Genomic DNA, 17188 nt, shown 5'->3' with positions numbered 1-17188 from the left:
CTCAACGATACGGCCGTGGCGCCCGTCAGGGCACCACGGCCGATGCCGTGCTCTGCGGCGGCTACCGCCGCTCGCCCGCGCGCAGCGCGTCCATCGCGCGCTGCGTGACCTCGGCCACCGGGCCGAGCGCCGAGATCGTCACCACAAGGTCCTGCTGCTTGTAGTAGTCGATGATCGGCTCGGTCTCGCGGTGGTAGACCTCGATCCGGTTGCGGACCTTGTCCTCCGCGTCGTCGCTGCGCTGGTACAGCTCGCCCCCGCAGACGTCGCAGACGCCCTCGGTGGCGGGTTTGCTGTACTCGACATGGAAGACGTGCGCGCTGTTGTTGCGGCACACCCGGCGGCCGGCGATCCGCTTGACGACCTCGTCCTCGGGGACCTCCAGGTCGAGCACACCGTCGAGCGCGATCCCGTGCCCGGCCATGTACGCGTCCAGCGCGCGGGCCTGGAACTCGTTGCGCGGAAAGCCGTCGAGCAGGAAGCCCTCCGCCGCGTCCGCCTGCTCCAGGCGGTCCTCCGCCATGCCGATGGTGATCTCGTCAGGTACCAGGTCACCGGCGTCCATGAACGCCTTCGCCTGCTTGCCCAGGTCGGTCCCTTGACTGATGTTGGCGCGGAACAGGTCTCCCGTGGAGATGTGCGGGATCGACAGGTTCTTGGCGAGGAACGCGGCCTGCGTCCCCTTGCCCGCGCCGGGGGGACCGACCAGGACGATTCGCATCAGCGGAGGAACCCTTCGTAGTTACGCTGCTGGAGCTGGCTCTCGATCTGCTTCACCGTCTCCAGACCGACACCCACGATGATCAGGATGCTGGTGCCGCCCAGCGGGAAGCTGCCGTTGCTCCCGTTGAAGACCGCGATGGCGACCGTTGGCACGAGAGCGATGAGACCCAGATACAGCGATCCCGGCCACGTGATGCGATTCAGCACGTAACTCAGGTACTCCGCGGTGGGGCGGCCGGCCCGGATGCCGGGGATGAAGCCACCGTACTTCTTCATATTATCCGCCACTTCCTCGGGGTTAAACGAGATAGCGACGTAGAAGAAGGCGAAGAACACGATCAGCAGGAAGTAGGCGGCCATGTAGATCGGGTGGTCGCCCTTGGTCATGTTGCGGCTGATCCACTGCGCCCAGCCCGCGGTCGACCCGGAGAACTGCACGATCAGCGCCGGGATGTAGAGCAGCGACGACGCGAAGATGACCGGGATCACACCCGCCTGATTGACCTTCAGGGGGATGTACGTGGAGGTGCCGCCGTACGAGCGGCGGCCGATCATGCGCTTCGCGTACTGCACCGGAATTCGGCGCTGGGCCTGTTCGACGAAGACCACCAGGCCGACCATCGCGAGACCGACGGCGATCACCGCGAGGAACTCCACCCAGCCGCCGGCGATCTTGCCGGAGACCTTGATCGCCCACAGCGAGCCGGGGAATCCGGCGGCGATGGCCACGAACATCAGGATCGACATGCCGTTGCCGATGCCCTTGTCGGTGATCAGCTCGCCGAGCCACATGATCATCACGGTGCCCGCGGTCATGGTGGTCACCATGGTCACGGTGGTGAAGATCGACTGGTTCGGCACGATGTCGAACTTGTTCTGGCAACTGGAGAACAGGCTGCCGGAGCGGGCGGTGGCGACGAGGCCGGTGCCCTGGAGGACCGCGAGCGCGACGGTCAGGTACCGGGTGTACTGCGTGATCTTGGTGGTGCCCGCCTGGCCCTCCTTCTTGAGGGCCTCCAGGCGTGGGATCACCACCGTGAGGAGCTGCAGGATGATGCTCGCCGTGATGTACGGCATGATCCCGAGCGCGAAGATCGTGAGCTGGAGAAGAGCGCCGCCGCTGAACATGTTCACCAGGCCGAAGAGGCTGTTGCTGCTCTTCGTGTCCTTAATGCACTGGTTGACCACCGAGTAGTCGATCCCCGGCACCGGAACATGCGCACCGAGGCGATAGATCACCACGATGCCCAACGTGAACAGCAGCTTCTTCCGCAGGTCGGGCGTCCTGAACGCCCGTGCGAACGCGGTGAGCACGGTGCCTCCTGCACCCCCCGCGCACGGCGGAAGGACGGTCTGATGAGGTACTGACTGATACGGGCAGATACGGCGCTGGCCATACGGCTGTACCACCCGCGAAAGCACACAGGCTCTGCGAACAGTAACAACCGACGTCACCCTACCCGCGAGGCGGGCTCCCTAGGAATGACCAATCGGCCAAGGAAATACAAGGAAACAACGACCGGGGATGCCCCTAGGTGCTGGGCATCCCCGGTCGTCGTGTGACATCTGACTCAGATGAGTTCGGTCACGGTACCGCCGGCGGCGGTGATCTTCTGCTGGGCGGACCCGGAAACCGCGTCCACGGTCACCTGGAGCGCCACGGTCACCTCGCCGGTGCCGAGCACCTTGACGAGCTGGTTCTTGCGTACCGCGCCCTTGGCGACCAGATCGGCCACCGTGACCTCGCCACCCTCGGGGTAGAGGGTCGCGAGCTTGTCCAGGTTGACGACCTGGTACTCGGTGCGGAACGGGTTCTTGAAGCCCTTGAGCTTCGGGAGACGCATGTGGAGGGGCATCTGCCCGCCCTCGAAGCGCTCCGGAACCTGGTAGCGGGCCTTGGTGCCCTTGGTGCCACGACCGGCCGTCTTGCCCTTGGACGCCTCGCCACGACCCACACGGGTCTTGGCGGTCTTGGCGCCGGGGGCCGGACGGAGGTTGTGGATCTTGATCGGGCTTTCGTTACCCATGATCAGTCGACCTCCTCGACCGTGACGAGGTGGCGGACGGTCTGGACCATGCCGCGGATCTCCGGCCGGTCCTCCTTGACCACCACGTCGTTCAGCCGCTTCAGGCCGAGCGACCGCAGGGTGTCACGGTGGTTCTGCTTGCTGCCGATGTAGGACTTGGTCTGGGTGACCTTGAGGCGAGCCATTACGCACCCACCCCGGCACGCGCACGCAGCAGGGCGGCGGGCGCGACGTCCTCGATCGGCAGACCGCGGCGGGCGGCGATCTCCTCGGGGCGCTGAAGCCCCTGGAGCGCGGCCACCGTGGCGTGCACGATGTTGATCGCGTTGTCCGAGCCGAGGCTCTTGGACAGCACGTCGTGGATACCGGCGCACTCCAGAACGGCGCGCACCGGGCCACCGGCGATCACACCGGTACCGGGGGAAGCGGGCTTGAGCAGGACGACGCCCGCGGCCTTCTCGCCCTGGATCGGGTGCGGGATGGTGCCCTGGATACGGGGGACCTTGAAGAAGTGCTTCTTGGCCTCCTCCACACCCTTGGCGATGGCGGCCGGCACCTCCTTGGCCTTGCCGTAACCGACACCCACGGTGCCGTCACCGTCGCCCACCACGACCAGCGCGGTGAAGCTGAAGCGACGACCACCCTTCACAACCTTGGCGACGCGATTGATCGCGACGACACGCTCGACATAGGCGGTCTTCTCGGCCTGCTGGCCGCCGTCCCGCCGGTCCTTACGGTCCCGTCGCTCGCCGCCACCGGCACCGCTTCCGCGGCGCTGGGGTCCAGCCATTGGAATTACCTCTCTTCGTTTTCCGCTAGCTACGGAACCGGATCAGAACTTCAGTCCGGCTTCGCGGGCGGCGTCCGCCAGGGCGGCGATGCGCCCCGCGTACTGGTTGCCGCCACGGTCGAACACGACAGCCTCGACGCCCTTGGCCTTCGCACGCTCGGCCACGAGCTGGCCGACCTGCTTGGCCTTGGCGCTCTTGTCGCCTTCGCCGCCGCGGATGGACGCGTCGAGGGTCGACGCGGACGCGAGCGTGTGGCCCGCGAGATCGTCGATGACCTGCGCCACGATGCCACGGTTGGAACGGGTCACGACCAGACGCGGACGCGCCTCCGTGCCCGAGACCCGCTTGCGGACGCGGATGTGGCGACGCTTGAGTGCCGCACCCTTGTACGCCTTGCCCTTGGCGATCTTCACACCGTATGCCATGGCTACTTACCAGCCTTTCCGACCTTGCGGCGGATGACCTCGCCGGCGTACTTGACGCCCTTGGCCTTGTACGGGTCGGGCTTCCGCAGCTTGCGGATGTTGGCGGCCACCTCGCCGACCTTCTGCTTGTCGATGCCCTCGACGGAGAACTTCGTCGGGTTCTCGACCTTGAAGGAGATCCCCTCGGGGGCCTCGACGAGAATCGGGTGGCTGTAGCCCAGGGCGAACTCCAGGTTGGAGCCCTTCGCCTGGACGCGGTAGCCGACACCGCTGATTTCGAGCTGCTTGCTGTAGCCCGCGGTCACGCCGGTGATCATGTTCGCCACCAGCGTGCGGGACAGGCCGTGCAGGGCCTTCGAGACACGCTCGTCGTTGGGGCGGGTGACCAGCAGAGTGCCGTCCTCGCCCTTGGCGATCTCGATCGGCGCGGCAACGGTGTGCGAAAGGGAACCCTTGGGGCCCTTCACAGCGACCGTGCGGCCGTCGATGGTGACGTCCACTCCGGCGGGAACCGAGATGGGCAGCTTGCCGATGCGCGACATTGCTATACCTCGCTTTCCCGGTTACCAGACGTAGGCGAGGACTTCCCCACCCACGCCCTTCTTCTGCGCCTGCTGGCCGGTGAGCAGCCCGTGGGACGTGGAGATGATCGCCACGCCCAGGCCGCCGAGCACCTTCGGCAGGTTGGTGGACTTCGCGTAGACCCGCAGACCAGGCTTGCTGATCCGCTTGATCCCGGCGATGGAGCGCTGCCGCTCCGGACCGAACTTCAGCTCGAGGATGAGGTTCTTGCCGACCTCGGCGTCCTCGACCTTCCAGCCGGTGATGTAACCCTCCTGCTGGAGGATCTCCGCGATGTGCGACTTGATCTTGCTGAACGGCATCTCGACGTCGTCGTGGTACGCCGAGTTGGCGTTACGCAGACGGGTCAGCATGTCCGCGATGGGGTCGGTCATGGTCATGAGTTGGCCCTGGGCCTCTCTCGCCGGGGTTTCCTATCTGTGCCATCCCTCTCCCCGAGAGGTGCGCCGCGCGGTGGCGGACACGTCGGGACGGGTGCGGTACGGGGACCTACGGCGTAGTAAGTCGAATCGGGCGGCGGACGCCCAACCCTTCTACCTTACGGGAAAAAGGTTGGGCCCCCGACCGTCCAGATGCTTACCGAGAGTTCCTGGTGATCCGGATTGCCCGGACTACCAGGAGCTCTTGGTCACGCCCGGCAGCTCGCCACGGTGGGCCATCTCACGAAGGCACACGCGGCACAGGCCGAACTTGCGGTAGACGGAGTGCGGCCGGCCGCAGCGCTGGCAGCGGTTGTACGCGCGCACAGCGAACTTCGGCTTACGAGCGGCCTTGGCAATGAGAGCCTTCTTCGCCACGGCTCACGCCTCCTTGAACGGGAAGCCGAGGTGACGAAGGAGGGCGCGGCCCTCATCGTCGTTGGTCGCCGTGGTGACCACGGTGATGTCCATACCCCGGACGCGGTCGATCTTGTCCTGGTCGATCTCGTGGAACATGACCTGCTCCGTGAGACCGAAGGTGTAGTTGCCCCGGCCGTCGAACTGCTTCGGCGACAGACCGCGGAAGTCGCGGATACGCGGGAGCGCGAGCGACAGCAGGCGGTCCAGGAACTCCCACATGCGGTCACCGCGGAGGGTGACGTGGGCGCCGATCGGCTGACCCTCACGCAGCTTGAACTGCGCGATGGACTTCCGGGCCTTGGTGACCTGCGGCTTCTGGCCGGTGATCGTGGCGAGGTCGCGGATGGCGCCCTCGATCAGCTTGGAGTCGCGGGCGGCGTCGCCCACACCCATGTTGACCACGATCTTGGTGAGACCGGGAATCTGCATGACGTTCTCGTACGAGAACTCGTCGCGCAGCTTGCCCGCGATCTCCTCGCGGTAGCGCGTCTTGAGACGCGGCTGTGCGTGCGTCGTAGCGGTGTCAGTCATCAGATGTCCTCACCGGTCCGCTTGGCAACGCGGATCTTGTTGCCCTCGTCGTCGAACCGGTAGCCGACGCGGGTCACGACCTTGTTGCCGTCCTTCTCAACAACGAGCTGCACGTTGCTGACGTGGATGGGCGCCTCGGTGGTGATGATGCCGCCGGTCTTCGAACCGCGGTCGGTCTGGCCGGCCTTGGTGTGCTTCTTGACCCGGTTGACACCCTCGACGAGGACACGGTCGAGCGCGGGGTAGGCAACGATGACCTTGCCCTGCTTGCCCTTGTCCTTACCGGTGATGACCTGGACCAGGTCGCCCTTCTTGATCTTCATCGGTTACAGCACCTCCGGCGCGAGCGAGACGATCTTCATGAACTTCTTCTCGCGCAGCTCACGGCCCACCGGGCCGAAGATACGGGTGCCGCGGGGGTCGCCGTCGTTCTTGAGGATGACGGCGGCGTTCTCGTCGAACCGGATGTACGAGCCGTCGGCGCGACGGCGCTCCTTGACGGTCCGGACGATGACCGCCTTGACGACCTCGCCCTTCTTCACGTTGCCACCGGGGATCGCGTCCTTGACGGTGGCGACGATGACGTCACCGATTCCCGCGTAGCGGCGACCCGAGCCACCGAGAACACGGATGCAAAGGATCTCCTTGGCACCAGTGTTGTCGGCGACACGAAGTCGCGACTCCTGCTGGATCACGTCTATCTCCTGTTTGTCGCGTCGGTTCCCGGCGGGGCCCACTCACGGGGAGCGGGCCACCGCCGAGCCTGACGGAACGGTCCTGAGGGAGTGCCCTCAGGGATTACTTGGCCTTCTCGAGGATCTCGACGACGCGCCACCGCTTGGTCGCGGAGGTCGGCCGGGTCTCCATGAGGAGGACCCGGTCGCCGATGCCCGCGGCGTTCTGCTCGTCGTGCGCCTTGAGCTTGTTGGTGCGGCGGATGACCTTGCCGTACAGGGCGTGCTTCACACGGTCCTCGACGGCGACCACTACGGTCTTGTCCATCTTGTCGCTGACCACAAGGCCCTCGCGGGTCTTGCGGAAGCCGCGCTGCTCGTCGGTCGTCTCAGTCACATTCTTCTCGCTCATCAGGCGCTCTCCACCGTCTCCACCGTCTCGATGCCCAGCTCACGCTCGTGCATCAACGTGTAGATCCGGGCGATGTCCTTGCGGACCACCTTGAGCCGGCTGTTGTTCTCGAGCTGCCCGGTGGCCCCTTGGAAGCGGAGGTTGAACAGCTCCTCCTTCGCCTCGCGCAGCTTGTTGACGAGCTCCTCGTCACCAAGCTGGCGCAGCTCGGAAGCCTTGGTACCGGCCGCCATCACGACTCACCTGCCTCGCGCCGCACGATGCGGCACTTCATCGGAAGCTTGTGCGCGGCGCGGGTCAGCGCCTCACGAGCAACCTTCTCGTTCGGGAATGACAGCTCGAACATCACCCGACCGGGCTTGACGTTCGCGATCCACCACTCGGGAGAACCCTTACCGGAACCCATGCGGGTCTCGGCGGGCTTCTTGGTCAGCGGGCGGTCCGGGTAGATGTTGATCCAGACCTTGCCGCCGCGCTTGATGTGACGGGTGATGGAGATACGAGCGGACTCGATCTGCCGGTTGGTCACGTAGGCGGGCGTGACGGCCTGAAGGCCGTACTCGCCGAACGCCAGCTCCGTGCCGCCCTTGGCCATTCCGTCGCGCCCGGGGTGGTGCTGCTTGCGGTGCTTGACCCTACGGGGGATCAGCATGGTACTTAGCCTTCCGTTCCGGGGGTCTCCGCGGCTGCTGCCGGGGCCTCGACGGCAGGAACATCCGTCTTGGAGGCCGGGGAGCCGGACGCGCCGTCGGTCTGAGGACGACGGCCGCCACCGCCACCGCGGCCACCGCGCTCGCCACCGCGGCGCTGCGGACGCTCGTTGCCGCCACCACGCGCCGGGCGGTTGCCCGCACGGGCCGCGGCGTTGTCGGCGCGGACCTCGGCGATGTTCTTGACGTCGCCCTTGTAGATCCACACCTTGACACCGATACGGCCGAAGGTGGTCTTGGCCTCGAAGAAGCCGTAGTCCACGTTGGCGCGCAGGGTGTGCAGCGGGACACGGCCCTCGCGGTAGAACTCGGAGCGGGACATCTCGGCGCCGCCGAGGCGGCCACCGCACTGGATCTTGATGCCCTTGGCGCCGGCCTTCATGGTGCCCTGCATGCTCTTGCGCATGGCACGGCGGAAGGAGACGCGCGAGGAGAGCTGCTCGGCGACGGCCTGGGCCACCAACTGAGCGTCCATCTCCGGGTTCTTGACCTCGAGGATGTTGAGCTGGACCTGCTTGCCGGTCAGCTTCTCCAGGTCACCGCGGATGCGGTCGGCCTCCGCGCCGCGACGGCCGATGACGATGCCCGGCCGGGCGGTGTGGATGTCGACGCGGACGCGGTCACGGGTGCGCTCGATCTCCACCTTGGAGATACCGGCGCGCTCCATGCCCTGCGTCATCATCTTGCGGATGGCCACGTCTTCCTTGACGTAGTCCTTGTACAGCTTGTCGGCGTACCAGCGGGACTTGAAGTCCGTGGTGATGCCGAGGCGGAACCCGTACGGGTTTACCTTCTGGCCCATTACCGGGTCTCTCCCTTGCTGGCGACGACCACGGTGATGTGGCTGGTCCGCTTGCGGATGCGGTAGGCGCGGCCCTGGGCGCGCGGCCGGAACCGCTTGAGGGTCGGACCCTCGTCCACATACGCCTCGCTGATGAACAGCGACTCGGCGTCGGTGTGGTCGTAGTTGTGCGCGGCGTTGGCAATGGCGCTGTCCAGCACCTTGCCGACCGGCACGCTCGCGGCCTGCGGGGTGAAACGCAGGACCGCCTGAGCCTCCGTGGCGTCCATGCCACGGATGAGGTCCACCACGCGGCGGGCCTTCATGGGCGTGACGCGGATGTACCGCGCCTGGGCCCTGGCTTCCATGGTTGTCCCTTCAGTGTCTGTCTTCGTCGTCACGGTTCAGCCCGCTCAGCGACGCCGCGACTTGCGGTCGTCCTTCTCGTGCCCGCGGAAGGTGCGGGTCGGTGCGAACTCGCCGAGCTTGTGGCCGACCATCGACTCAGTGACGAACACCGGGACGTGCTTACGGCCGTCGTGCACCGCGATCGTGTGACCCAGCATCGCCGGGATGATCATCGAGCGGCGGGACCAGGTCTTGATGACGTTCTTGGTGCCTGCTTCGTTCTGTACGTCCACCTTCTTGATCAGGTGGTCGTCGACGAAGGGCCCCTTCTTGAGACTGCGCGGCATCTAAACCCGCTCCTAGCGCTTCTTGTTCGTCTTGCGGCGGCGGACGATGTACTTGCTCGATGCCTTCTTCGGCGAGCGAGTACGACCTTCCTTCTGACCCCACGGGGAGACCGGGTGGCGACCACCGGAGGTCTTGCCCTCACCACCACCGTGCGGGTGGTCCACCGGGTTCATGGCGACACCGCGGACGGTCGGGCGGACGCCCTTCCAGCGCATGCGGCCGGCCTTGCCCCAGTTGATGTTCGACTGCTCGGCGTTGCCGACCTCGCCGATCGTGGCGCGGCAGCGGACGTCGACCATGCGGACTTCACCGGACGGCATGCGAAGGGTGGCCATGGTGCCTTCCTTCGCCAGTAGCTGGACGGAAGCGCCCGCGGAGCGGGAGATCTTCGCGCCGCCACCGGGCCGCAGCTCGATCGCGTGGATCGTCGTACCCACCGGGATGTTGCGCAGCGGCAGGTTGTTGCCCGGCTTGATGTCGGCGTTGGGGCCGTTCTCGATCCGGTCACCCTGCTGGAGCTTCGCGGGGGCGAGGATGTAGCGCTTCTCGCCGTCCGCGTAGTGCAGCAGCGCGATGCGCGCGGTGCGGTTGGGGTCGTACTCGATGTGCGCGACCTTGGCGGGCACGCCGTCCTTGTCATGGCGACGGAAGTCGATGACACGGTAGGCGCGCTTGTGGCCACCGCCTTGGTGGCGGACGGTCACACGACCGGCGTTGTTACGGCCGCCCTTGCTGTGCAGCGGGCGGACCAGCGACTTCTCCGGCGTGGACCGCGTGATCTCGACAAAGTCGGCGACGCTGGAGCCACGACGGCCCGGAGTCGTCGGCTTGTACTTGCGGATACCCATTTCTCAGTCCTCGGATGAATTCAGGACTTCGACACGATCCGGCCTCCGTTAGGAGACCGGGCCGCCGAAGATGTCGATTCGGTCGCCCTCGGCAAGGGTCACGATGGCGCGCTTGGTGTTGGCGCGCTTGCCGAAACCGGTGCGGGTGCGCTTGCGCTTGCCCTGCCGGTTGATCGTGTTGACCCCGGTGACCTTGACCGAGAAGACCGCCTCGACGGCCTGCTTGATCTGGGTCTTGTTCGCGCGCGGGTCGACGACGAACGTGTACTTGTTCTCGTCCAGCAGCGCGTAGCTCTTCTCCGAGACCACCGGCTTGATCAAGAGGTCACGGGGGTCCGTGTACGTCTTGCTGGTGATCACGGGTCCGGTGGTGGTCGTGTCGTCGCTCATCAGGCTTCGCTCCCTTCGAGCTCATCCTCGGAGGCGACGGCCTTGCCGGAGGCCGACTCAGGACCGGATCCCGCCACGAAACGCTCGAAGGCGTCCTTGGTGAAGACCACGTCGTCGGAGACGAGCACGTCGTACGTGTTGAGCTGGCCTGCGTCCAGGATGTGCACCTGGGGCAGGTTGCGGGCGGAAAGCCACGCGGCCTCGTCGGCGCGCTCGATGACCAGGAGCACGTTCTTGCGCTCGCTGATCTTGCCGAGCAGGCTCTTGGCGGCCTTCGTCGACGGGGCGGAGCCCTCGACGACGCCGGAGACGACGTGGATGCGGTTGTGCCGCGCACGGTCGGTCAGGGCGCCGCGGAGGGCGGCCTTGACCATCTTCTTGGGGGTGCGCTGCGAGTAGTCACGCGGTACGGGACCGTGGACGACGCCACCGCCGGCGAACTGCGGGGCGCGGGTCGAGCCCTGACGGGCGCGGCCGGTGCCCTTCTGGCGGTACGGCTTGCGGCCACCACCGCGGACCTCGCCACGCGTCTTCACCTTGTGCGTGCCCTGGCGGGCGGCGGCGAGCTGCGCGACGACGACCTGGTGGATCAGCGGGATGCTGACCTTGGCGTCGAAGATCTCGGCCGGGAGTTCTACGGTCCCGGCGGTGTCGCCCGACGGCGACAGGACGTTGATGGTGCTCATAGCCTTCAGGCCCCCTTGGCCGCGGTGCGGACCAGGACGAGGCCGCCGTTCGGACCGGGGATAGCGCCCTTGATGAGCAGCAGTCCCTTCTCCGCGTCAACGGCGTGGACGGTCAGGTTCTGGGTGGTGACCCGCTCGTTGCCCATGCGGCCCGCCATGCGCATGCCCTTGAAGACACGGCCGGGGGTGGCGCAGCCACCGATGGAGCCCGGCGAGCGGTGCTTGCGCTGCACGCCGTGCCCGGCGCCGAGGCCCTTGAAGTTGTGACGCTTCATGACACCGGCGAAGCCCTTGCCCTTGCTCTTGCCGGTCACGTCGACCTTGACGCCTGCCTCGAACACCTCGGCGGTGATCTCCTGGCCGAGCGTGTACTCCGCGGCGTCCGCGGTGCGCAGCTCCACCAGGTGGCGGCGGGGGGTGACGTCGGCCTTCGCGAAGTGGCCCTTGAGGGGCTTGTTCACCTTGCGCGGGTCGATCTCGCCGAAGGCGAGCTGAACCGACTCGTAACCGTCGGCGTCGTTCGTACGGACCTGGGTCACAACGTTCGGACCGGCCTTGACGACAGTCACTGGGACGACACGGTTGTTCTCGTCCCAGACCTGGGTCATGCCGAGCTTCTCGCCCAGGATGCCCTTGATCTGCTTGGTCATCTTCTCCGCGCCTCTCAGAGCTTGATCTCGATGTCGACGCCGGCCGGAAGGTCCAGGCGCATCAACGAGTCAACGGTCTTGGGCGTCGGGTCGAGGATGTCGATCAGGCGCTTGTGCGTGCGCATCTCGAAGTGCTCGCGCGAGTCCTTGTACTTGTGCGGCGACTTGATGACGCAGTACACGTTCTTCTCAGTGGGCAGCGGCACCGGGCCCGCGACCTGCGCACCAGTACGCGTCACCGTCTCGACGATCTTCTTCGCCGAGGAGTCGATGACCTCGTGGTCGTAGGCCTTGAGCCGGATGCGGATCTTCTGTCCCGCCATGGCTACTCCGTAGTCCTTGTCTCTGTTTACGCTCTGACATCCGCTTCGCCGACCCACGCGGTCGGGCGTGTCGCGCCCCTTCCGCGAATTTCCGCATGCGGAAATCCCTCTTCAGGGGGTTGCGTGGGAGATAACACCCACCGGATGCCTGGTCGGAACCGCGCTCACGCTTCCCGGAAGATTCCCGTACGTCCGCCCCAGCGCTGCCCCGAGGGGCAGTTAAGGCGACGAGTACTGTGGGACTCGCTTCCGGTCCTCCCGACGGGAGGCGCGCAGCATCGGCGCTCGACCGAGCAACTTGGACAGTGTGCCATATGGGGCATGGCCGTGGCCAATCGGGCCGGAAAGCTTACCCCTCCGCGTTCAGCCGCCAAACCTGGGCTCGTTGAGGCGTGCGGCGGCGGCCCTCACAGCGAGTGGGTCGCGGTGATACGTCCTGTTCCGTCCGCTTGCACGTCGGCCGTGCCGTTGCCGCCGGTGACGGTCACCCGGATCACCACGGCCCTGGTCTTCGCGTCGCGGGCGATGTCGATCCTCCAGGAGCCGGCGCCCGCGCCCGTGACCCCGAGATTGGTCCTGGCCTCCCTGACGAGTTCCGGCATCCGCTCGTACGGCAGGTCGGTCAGCACCACGGGCAGTTGACCCGGGGCCCACTCGTCCGGCTTCGTGCCGCGGGCCGTCATACGGCGGTCGGTGACGCTGACGCTGACGGCGGTGGACACCCCGGCCTTGAGCAGCGCGTCGGAGGTGGCGCGCAACTGCCCTCCGATGAGGATCGAGGTGCTGACGTCGGCCGTGGTCACGCTCCGCGAGACGGTCGTGCTCGTGGAGCCGGAACCGCCGGAACGGCCGGAACCGCCGAAGGCGCCGGGGCTCGTCGCGGACGAGGAGGGCTTCGCCGGGTCGTCCGTGAAGAGGTCGCCGCGGAAGACCAGGACGACGACCGCGGCGCCGGCCAGCATGCCGAGGACGGCGATCGCGCACCAGGGGCCGGCCTTCTCCGGATCGCGGACCCGCGTGGACTCCGGCGCCGAGTCCAGCGACGCCCGCGCCGCCCGGCTCGCCCACTCCGCGTCCGGCTCGCTGACGATCGTGACGTCCCACGGCCTGTCGGGCCGGTACTCGACCACCACGATGCCGCGCACCGGGAAGTCGGGGAGGTCGACCAGATTCACCGACCGGTGGACGTGGGCCCGGAACGCGGGCCGGTCGTCCGGCGCCACGGTCAGGTCGAAGGCCACCGGCACGTCCGCGTACTCCCCGCTGGTGGCGCGCCTGCTCTCGATCATGGCGACGGCCTTGACCCGCTCCACGACCGGCCGCCGCACCCGGCGCCGCGCGCTGAACGCGGCCGTGGTCAGGACCAGCAGCGCCAGGGCCGCGATGCCGCTGCCCCACACCGCGACCTTGCCGATGGTGCCGCCGACCACGATCGCCGCCACCCCGGCGCCGAACGCCCCGCCGACCAGCAGCCCGCGCAGCAGCGCCGAAGGGCCGTTCCCGCCGGCGTGGGCGGTCTCCGTGGCATCCGTCATCGTCACGAGGGGTGATTCTGTCCTGAACGAACCACCGCAGGAAGACGTTCGGGTGTCGTCACGGTGACGACCGGGGGCGGGCCCGCGCCGCGCCCCCGGTCCCGTGCCGCCGGTGATCCCGGTGGGATCAGCGGGTCCGCGGGGTCACGGGGTCAGTGCGTGTAGAGGTACACGAAGCCGTTGGCCTGGGAGCAGAAGTAGTTGGGACCCCAGAGCGCGACGCCCGCGGCGCCCGCCGCCTGGCACTGTTCCTGCGTGTAGTAGACGCCCGAGACGTGGAATTCGCCCGCGGCGCTGGCGGAGGTCGCGGCGCCGAGCGGGGCCAGGATCGCCACCGCGGCGGCGGCGAGCAGTCCGATGCGTTGTCTCACGTTCCAACTCCTTGAACAGGGTGATTCCCTGACAGACAGTCAGGGACCGTGCGGAGGTGGTGCGATTGCGCTCGCATGCTATCCGGGCGACCCGCTATAGGTCTATACCAATGCGGCGGCGCTGTGCCGACCGGCGGCCGGGCCGCCGCACCCGTCGTACTAAGGTCACGACGTATCCACCCACCTCGGCACGGAGGCCCCGCATGAAGGCGACCAAGGGTGCGGGCGCGCTCCTGCGACTGCGGAAGGTGAGCAGGACCTACGGGGAACGCAAGGCGCTGCTGCCGCTCGACCTGAGCCTGGCGCCGGGCCGCTGCACGGCCCTGTTCGGCCACAACGGCTCCGGCAAGTCCACCCTGCTGCGGATCGCCAGCGGCCGGGACGCGCCCACCTCGGGAGAGGCGCTGTTCGCGGGCCGCACCATGAGCGAGGACGACCCGGAGGTACGCGCCAGGGTCGCGGTCGTCGGCGACACCGTCGCCTGCTACCCGGACCTGACCGTCCGCGAGCACTTGGAGCTGGTCACCGTCGCGCACGCCGTGGACGACGCGGCCGCCTGGATCGACCAGGTGCTGGCCGACCGGCGGCTGTCCGACCACGCCAACGCCCTGCCGGGCTCGCTCTCCTCCGGCCAGATGCAGTCCCTGCTGCTGGCCGCCGCCCTCGTCCGCCCCCGCGACCTGCTCGTCCTCGACGAGCCCGAGCAGCGCCTCGACCCCGACGCCCGGCGCCGCCTGGCCGAACTGCTCGTCGCGGAGAAGGCCGACGGCGTCGCCGTACTGCTCGCCACCCACCAGCCCGACCTCGCCGAGGCCGTCGCCGACCGCATGATCGCCCTGGAGGACGGCCGTGTGATCGCCACCGGCGCGCCCGCCACGGTCCTGCGCGAGCTGGGGCTGCGCCCGTGACGGCCGCGTCGATCCCGCCGCAGGCGGACGGCCGGGACCCGGTGGACGACGGCGACGACTCCGGCGTCGCGTCCGACGTCGCGTCCGACCTCGGGGACCCGGACCCCGACGAGGTCTGGAGCGAGGAGGACGACGACCGGACGGCCGAGACGCTGGCCTGGCTGAAGCGCAAGCGCCGGGCACACCGCAGGGAACAGGGCCGGGACCTGGCCGTCCTGCTGTACTCCGTGCTGCTCGGCGGCATCGGGTACGGCAGCGGGGTGGCCGTGCACTTCCTGCGGGAGCTGGAGAACGGCGCGGACTACAGCGGGGTCGGCCGGGACCTCCAGCGCGGGCTGCCCGCGCTGTTCACGACCCTGACCGTCGCCCTCGCGCTCTTCGCGGCGCGCGACGCGCTGTGGCGCGGCCCGGTCGTCGTGCCGGGCCCGACCGTGGGCTGGCTGCTGGCCCAGCCGGTACGGCGGGCGGCGGTGCTGCGCCCGTGGTTCCGGCTCTCCGCCGGGATCGCGCTGATCCCCGGCCTGCTGGTGGGGGTCGCGGGCGGCGTCGTACTGCGCGTCACCGGGCGCGCGGCGATCGGCCCCGCCCTGCTCGGGGTGCTCCCGGCCGCGCTGTGCCTGCCGCTGCTCGCGGTCGCGCTCGGCATGGCCGTCGAGCGGCGGCCCCGGCTGATCCGGGCCGTCCAGCGGTGGACCGCGCCCGCCGTCCTGCTGCTGGGCGCGCTGACCGCCCAGACCGTCCTGGCCGCGACCGGCCACCGCTCGTCGGTCCTGGAGTGGATCGAGCTGTGGTCGGGGCCGTGGGGCTGGGCCGCGCAGCCGGTCGTACGGGCCACCGGCGGCTCGGTGCCCGGCTGGCCCGCCGCGGTCGTGCTGCTGGTGGCGCTCACCGCCGTCGCCACCGTCCGCGCGTACGGGGACGCGGCCCGCGTGCCGACCACGCAGCTCAGGGAGCGGGCGGCGACGGCCACCACCGTGTCCTCCGTGATGTGGTCGATGGAGCTGCGCGCCGCCAAGCTGGCGATCATGGAGGCGGGCGGCGCGTCCACCGCCCGCGGGCTGCGGCTGCGTCCGCCGCGCGGGCGGCTCGGCCGGCACTTCGTCGTCGAGTGGCGCGACCTGCTGGCGCTGCTGCGGGCTCCCGGGCGGCTCGGCAAGGCCGCCGTCTGGACCGCGTGCGGCGCCGCCACCGCGGGGCTCGGCGTGGACCTCGGCGGGGAGCGGCGGGTCGTCGGCCTCGTCCTCGGCCTGCTCTTCGGCTACATGGCGGTCGGCGCGCTCGCCGAGGCGGCGCGGCTGGAGACCGACGACGTGCGGCGGGCCGCCTGGGCGCCGTTCCGCTTCCGCACGCTGATGCTGCACCACGCCGTCGTGCCCGCCGTCCTCGGCGCGCTCCTCGGCCTGCTCGCCGCGGTTCCCTTCGCCGTGACCGGCACCCCCTCGGCGCTGCTGCTCATGCCCCTGTGCGCCCCGCCCTTCACCGCCGCCGCCCTCTTCTCCGCGTGCCGCGGCCCCGCCCGCACCCAGCTCCTCTTCCTCGGCGGCGGCTCCCCCGTCGGCGGGCCCGGCCCGCTGATCTTCCTCGCCTGGTACGCCGCCGGGCCCCTCGTCTCCGTCACCGCCCTCTCCCTCCTCCTCGACCCGCCCCTCGTCCACGGCCTCCACCCCGGCTCCGCCGCCCAGCTCCTCCTCCCCACCGCCCTCCTCACCGCCCTCCTTCTCCTCCTCACCACCCGCGCCGCCGACCGCCTCATCCGCCACTGACCCCTCCGGGGGGTCCCACAAAAAAGCCGGCGCCCTCGCGCAGGGCCAGGTCTTCAGGGGCGCGAGGAACTGCGCGCTCAGCCACGACGCTCCCGCACGTCACCACCCGCCCCAGCGGGGCAATCCGGTTGTCCCCGGACCACCCGCCGGTGGGGGCGGGCCGCGCAGTTCCCCGCGCCCCTAACGGGGCCCACCCCCTTTCGCCCGAACGGCAAGCCGATCCTTTAAGGGGCGCGGGGAACTGCGCGACAAGCCACGACGCTCCCGCACGTCACCACCCGCCCCAGCGGGGCAGACCGGTTGTCCCCGGACCACCCGCCGGTGAGGGGTTCGCCTCTGACGGGGCGCACCGTCTTTCGTCCGGACGGCGAGCCGATCCTTTAAGGGGCGCGGGGAACTGCGCCACCAGCCACGACGCTCCCGCACCTCACCACCCGCCCCAGCGGGGCAGACCGGTTGTCCCCGGACCACCCGCCGGTGAGGGGTTCGCCTCTGACGGGGCGCACCGTCTTTCGTCCGGACG

27 protein-coding genes are annotated in these 17188 nt (G+C 68.7%); 2 read left to right on the top strand and 25 right to left on the bottom strand.

Annotated features, from left to right (window positions below; genetic code table 11):
- Positions 1-61: 61 nt before the first annotated feature.
- The 25 genes from ACIOC1_RS19310 to ACIOC1_RS19190 form a co-directional block, all read right to left on the bottom strand.
- On the bottom strand, positions 62-721 hold the full coding sequence (locus tag ACIOC1_RS19310) for an adenylate kinase (RefSeq protein ID WP_355340197.1): 660 nt from the start codon (positions 719-721) through the stop codon (positions 62-64).
- Positions 721-2037 (bottom strand): preprotein translocase subunit SecY, encoded by a 1317-nt coding sequence (gene secY / locus ACIOC1_RS19305; protein ID WP_093713225.1) that lies wholly within the window; start codon positions 2035-2037, stop codon positions 721-723. Before secY ends, ACIOC1_RS19310 begins: the two co-directional genes overlap by 1 nt.
- Before the next feature lie 257 nt (positions 2038-2294).
- On the bottom strand, positions 2295-2750 hold the full coding sequence (gene rplO / locus ACIOC1_RS19300) for a 50S ribosomal protein L15 (RefSeq protein ID WP_355340200.1): 456 nt from the start codon (positions 2748-2750) through the stop codon (positions 2295-2297).
- A 2-nt stretch (positions 2751-2752) separates the two neighbouring features.
- A complete protein-coding gene (gene rpmD, locus ACIOC1_RS19295) occupies positions 2753-2935 on the bottom strand; it encodes a 50S ribosomal protein L30 (RefSeq protein ID WP_030890715.1) in 183 nt (60 codons plus the stop codon).
- Positions 2935-3540 (bottom strand): 30S ribosomal protein S5, encoded by a 606-nt coding sequence (gene rpsE / locus ACIOC1_RS19290; protein WP_093713222.1) that lies wholly within the window; start codon positions 3538-3540, stop codon positions 2935-2937. The genes rpmD and rpsE overlap by 1 nt, the downstream gene beginning before the upstream one ends.
- 42 nt (positions 3541-3582) lie before the next feature.
- Positions 3583-3966 (bottom strand): 50S ribosomal protein L18, encoded by a 384-nt coding sequence (gene rplR / locus ACIOC1_RS19285; RefSeq protein ID WP_188284655.1) that lies wholly within the window; start codon positions 3964-3966, stop codon positions 3583-3585.
- A 2-nt stretch (positions 3967-3968) separates the two neighbouring features.
- Positions 3969-4508 carry a 50S ribosomal protein L6 gene (gene rplF / locus ACIOC1_RS19280; protein WP_188284654.1) on the bottom strand — a complete coding sequence of 180 codons (540 nt, stop codon included), beginning with the start codon at positions 4506-4508 and terminating at the stop codon, positions 3969-3971.
- Between the two features lie 21 nt (positions 4509-4529).
- Positions 4530-4928 carry a 30S ribosomal protein S8 gene (gene rpsH / locus ACIOC1_RS19275; RefSeq protein ID WP_355340206.1) on the bottom strand — a complete coding sequence of 133 codons (399 nt, stop codon included), beginning with the start codon at positions 4926-4928 and terminating at the stop codon, positions 4530-4532.
- Positions 4929-5159: 231 nt separating this feature from the next.
- Positions 5160-5345 carry a type Z 30S ribosomal protein S14 gene (locus ACIOC1_RS19270; RefSeq protein WP_030890724.1) on the bottom strand — a complete coding sequence of 62 codons (186 nt, stop codon included), beginning with the start codon at positions 5343-5345 and terminating at the stop codon, positions 5160-5162.
- 3 nt (positions 5346-5348) lie between these two features.
- The gene (gene rplE / locus ACIOC1_RS19265) at positions 5349-5918 is read right to left on the bottom strand and encodes a 50S ribosomal protein L5 (RefSeq protein ID WP_188284652.1); all 570 of its coding nucleotides are present in this window, start codon (positions 5916-5918) and stop codon (positions 5349-5351) included.
- Positions 5918-6241, bottom strand: a complete 324-nt coding sequence (gene rplX / locus ACIOC1_RS19260) for a 50S ribosomal protein L24 (protein ID WP_188284651.1) — start codon at positions 6239-6241, stop codon at positions 5918-5920. The genes rplE and rplX overlap by 1 nt, the downstream gene beginning before the upstream one ends.
- Before the next feature lie 3 nt (positions 6242-6244).
- The gene (rplN, locus tag ACIOC1_RS19255) at positions 6245-6613 is read right to left on the bottom strand and encodes a 50S ribosomal protein L14 (RefSeq protein WP_031524788.1); all 369 of its coding nucleotides are present in this window, start codon (positions 6611-6613) and stop codon (positions 6245-6247) included.
- Positions 6614-6716: 103 nt separating this feature from the next.
- Positions 6717-7004 carry a 30S ribosomal protein S17 gene (gene rpsQ, locus ACIOC1_RS19250; protein ID WP_188284650.1) on the bottom strand — a complete coding sequence of 96 codons (288 nt, stop codon included), beginning with the start codon at positions 7002-7004 and terminating at the stop codon, positions 6717-6719.
- Complete coding sequence (gene rpmC / locus ACIOC1_RS19245) at positions 7004-7237, bottom strand: 50S ribosomal protein L29 (RefSeq protein WP_093713214.1); 234 nt, start codon at positions 7235-7237, stop codon at positions 7004-7006. Before rpmC ends, rpsQ begins: the two co-directional genes overlap by 1 nt.
- Positions 7237-7656 (bottom strand): 50S ribosomal protein L16, encoded by a 420-nt coding sequence (rplP, locus tag ACIOC1_RS19240; protein ID WP_188284648.1) that lies wholly within the window; start codon positions 7654-7656, stop codon positions 7237-7239. Before rplP ends, rpmC begins: the two co-directional genes overlap by 1 nt.
- Positions 7657-7661: 5 nt before the next feature.
- Positions 7662-8516, bottom strand: a complete 855-nt coding sequence (gene rpsC / locus ACIOC1_RS19235; RefSeq protein WP_355340213.1) for a 30S ribosomal protein S3 — start codon at positions 8514-8516, stop codon at positions 7662-7664.
- Positions 8516-8863, bottom strand: coding sequence for a 50S ribosomal protein L22 (gene rplV, locus ACIOC1_RS19230; RefSeq protein ID WP_188284646.1), 348 nt, complete (start codon positions 8861-8863; stop codon positions 8516-8518). Before rplV ends, rpsC begins: the two co-directional genes overlap by 1 nt.
- A 45-nt stretch (positions 8864-8908) precedes the next feature.
- Positions 8909-9190 carry a 30S ribosomal protein S19 gene (gene rpsS / locus ACIOC1_RS19225; RefSeq protein WP_033177798.1) on the bottom strand — a complete coding sequence of 94 codons (282 nt, stop codon included), beginning with the start codon at positions 9188-9190 and terminating at the stop codon, positions 8909-8911.
- A gap of 12 nt (positions 9191-9202) precedes the next feature.
- Positions 9203-10039 (bottom strand): 50S ribosomal protein L2, encoded by an 837-nt coding sequence (gene rplB, locus ACIOC1_RS19220; protein ID WP_073492405.1) that lies wholly within the window; start codon positions 10037-10039, stop codon positions 9203-9205.
- A 48-nt stretch (positions 10040-10087) separates the two neighbouring features.
- On the bottom strand, positions 10088-10429 hold the full coding sequence (rplW, locus tag ACIOC1_RS19215; protein ID WP_188284643.1) for a 50S ribosomal protein L23: 342 nt from the start codon (positions 10427-10429) through the stop codon (positions 10088-10090).
- Positions 10429-11115 (bottom strand): 50S ribosomal protein L4, encoded by a 687-nt coding sequence (rplD, locus tag ACIOC1_RS19210; protein ID WP_355340218.1) that lies wholly within the window; start codon positions 11113-11115, stop codon positions 10429-10431. The genes rplW and rplD overlap by 1 nt, the downstream gene beginning before the upstream one ends.
- A gap of 5 nt (positions 11116-11120) precedes the next feature.
- Positions 11121-11765, bottom strand: coding sequence for a 50S ribosomal protein L3 (gene rplC / locus ACIOC1_RS19205; protein WP_188284641.1), 645 nt, complete (start codon positions 11763-11765; stop codon positions 11121-11123).
- 14 nt (positions 11766-11779) lie between these two features.
- Positions 11780-12088, bottom strand: coding sequence for a 30S ribosomal protein S10 (gene rpsJ / locus ACIOC1_RS19200; RefSeq protein WP_014144312.1), 309 nt, complete (start codon positions 12086-12088; stop codon positions 11780-11782).
- A gap of 407 nt (positions 12089-12495) precedes the next feature.
- Positions 12496-13629 (bottom strand): hypothetical protein, encoded by a 1134-nt coding sequence (locus ACIOC1_RS19195; protein ID WP_401855528.1) that lies wholly within the window; start codon positions 13627-13629, stop codon positions 12496-12498.
- Positions 13630-13775: 146 nt separating this feature from the next.
- On the bottom strand, positions 13776-13994 hold the full coding sequence (locus ACIOC1_RS19190; protein WP_355340225.1) for a hypothetical protein: 219 nt from the start codon (positions 13992-13994) through the stop codon (positions 13776-13778).
- A 203-nt stretch (positions 13995-14197) separates the two neighbouring features.
- Between ACIOC1_RS19190 and ACIOC1_RS19185 the strand changes: the two genes are divergently transcribed.
- Positions 14198-14902 (top strand): ABC transporter ATP-binding protein, encoded by a 705-nt coding sequence (locus tag ACIOC1_RS19185; protein WP_355340228.1) that lies wholly within the window; start codon positions 14198-14200, stop codon positions 14900-14902.
- Positions 14899-16665: a hypothetical protein gene (locus tag ACIOC1_RS19180; protein WP_401855525.1), complete on the top strand. Its 1767-nt coding sequence runs from the start codon at positions 14899-14901 to the stop codon at positions 16663-16665. Before ACIOC1_RS19185 ends, ACIOC1_RS19180 begins: the two co-directional genes overlap by 4 nt.
- Positions 16666-17188 lie beyond the last annotated feature (523 nt).

Source organism: Streptomyces sp. NPDC088197 (genome assembly GCF_044741185.1).
Taxonomy (GTDB): domain Bacteria; phylum Actinomycetota; class Actinomycetes; order Streptomycetales; family Streptomycetaceae; genus Actinacidiphila.
The sequence above is the reverse complement of the archived record's forward strand: the minus strand, read 5'-3'. Positions and strand labels throughout refer to the sequence as shown.

Excerpts from the sequence above, each read along its gene's own strand:
- rpsC (WP_355340213.1), bottom strand. The coding sequence starts at position 8,516 with ATGGGCCAGAAGGTAAACCCGTACGGGTTCCGCCTCGGCATCACCACG.
- rpsH (WP_355340206.1), bottom strand. The coding sequence starts at position 4,928 with ATGACCATGACCGACCCCATCGCGGACATGCTGACCCGTCTGCGTAAC.
- rplF (WP_188284654.1), bottom strand. The coding sequence starts at position 4,508 with ATGTCGCGCATCGGCAAGCTGCCCATCTCGGTTCCCGCCGGAGTGGAC.
- rplE (WP_188284652.1), bottom strand. The coding sequence starts at position 5,918 with ATGACTGACACCGCTACGACGCACGCACAGCCGCGTCTCAAGACGCGC.
- rpmD (WP_030890715.1), bottom strand. The coding sequence starts at position 2,935 with ATGGCTCGCCTCAAGGTCACCCAGACCAAGTCCTACATCGGCAGCAAG.
- rplC (WP_188284641.1), bottom strand. The coding sequence starts at position 11,765 with ATGACCAAGCAGATCAAGGGCATCCTGGGCGAGAAGCTCGGCATGACC.
- ACIOC1_RS19310 (WP_355340197.1), bottom strand. The coding sequence starts at position 721 with ATGCGAATCGTCCTGGTCGGTCCCCCCGGCGCGGGCAAGGGGACGCAG.
- rplX (WP_188284651.1), bottom strand. The coding sequence starts at position 6,241 with ATGAAGATCAAGAAGGGCGACCTGGTCCAGGTCATCACCGGTAAGGAC.
- rplP (WP_188284648.1), bottom strand. The coding sequence starts at position 7,656 with ATGCTGATCCCCCGTAGGGTCAAGCACCGCAAGCAGCACCACCCCGGG.
- rplB (WP_073492405.1), bottom strand. The coding sequence starts at position 10,039 with ATGGGTATCCGCAAGTACAAGCCGACGACTCCGGGCCGTCGTGGCTCC.
- rplD (WP_355340218.1), bottom strand. The coding sequence starts at position 11,115 with ATGAGCACCATCAACGTCCTGTCGCCGTCGGGCGACACCGCCGGGACC.
- rpmC (WP_093713214.1), bottom strand. The coding sequence starts at position 7,237 with ATGGCGGCCGGTACCAAGGCTTCCGAGCTGCGCCAGCTTGGTGACGAG.
- rplO (WP_355340200.1), bottom strand. The coding sequence starts at position 2,750 with ATGGGTAACGAAAGCCCGATCAAGATCCACAACCTCCGTCCGGCCCCC.
- rplR (WP_188284655.1), bottom strand. The coding sequence starts at position 3,966 with ATGGCATACGGTGTGAAGATCGCCAAGGGCAAGGCGTACAAGGGTGCG.
- rpsQ (WP_188284650.1), bottom strand. The coding sequence starts at position 7,004 with ATGAGCGAGAAGAATGTGACTGAGACGACCGACGAGCAGCGCGGCTTC.
- rpsJ (WP_014144312.1), bottom strand. The coding sequence starts at position 12,088 with ATGGCGGGACAGAAGATCCGCATCCGGCTCAAGGCCTACGACCACGAG.
- ACIOC1_RS19185 (WP_355340228.1), top strand. The coding sequence starts at position 14,198 with ATGAAGGCGACCAAGGGTGCGGGCGCGCTCCTGCGACTGCGGAAGGTG.
- rpsE (WP_093713222.1), bottom strand. The coding sequence starts at position 3,540 with ATGGCTGGACCCCAGCGCCGCGGAAGCGGTGCCGGTGGCGGCGAGCGA.
- rplV (WP_188284646.1), bottom strand. The coding sequence starts at position 8,863 with ATGGAAGCCAGGGCCCAGGCGCGGTACATCCGCGTCACGCCCATGAAG.
- rpsS (WP_033177798.1), bottom strand. The coding sequence starts at position 9,190 with ATGCCGCGCAGTCTCAAGAAGGGGCCCTTCGTCGACGACCACCTGATC.
- rplW (WP_188284643.1), bottom strand. The coding sequence starts at position 10,429 with ATGAGCGACGACACGACCACCACCGGACCCGTGATCACCAGCAAGACG.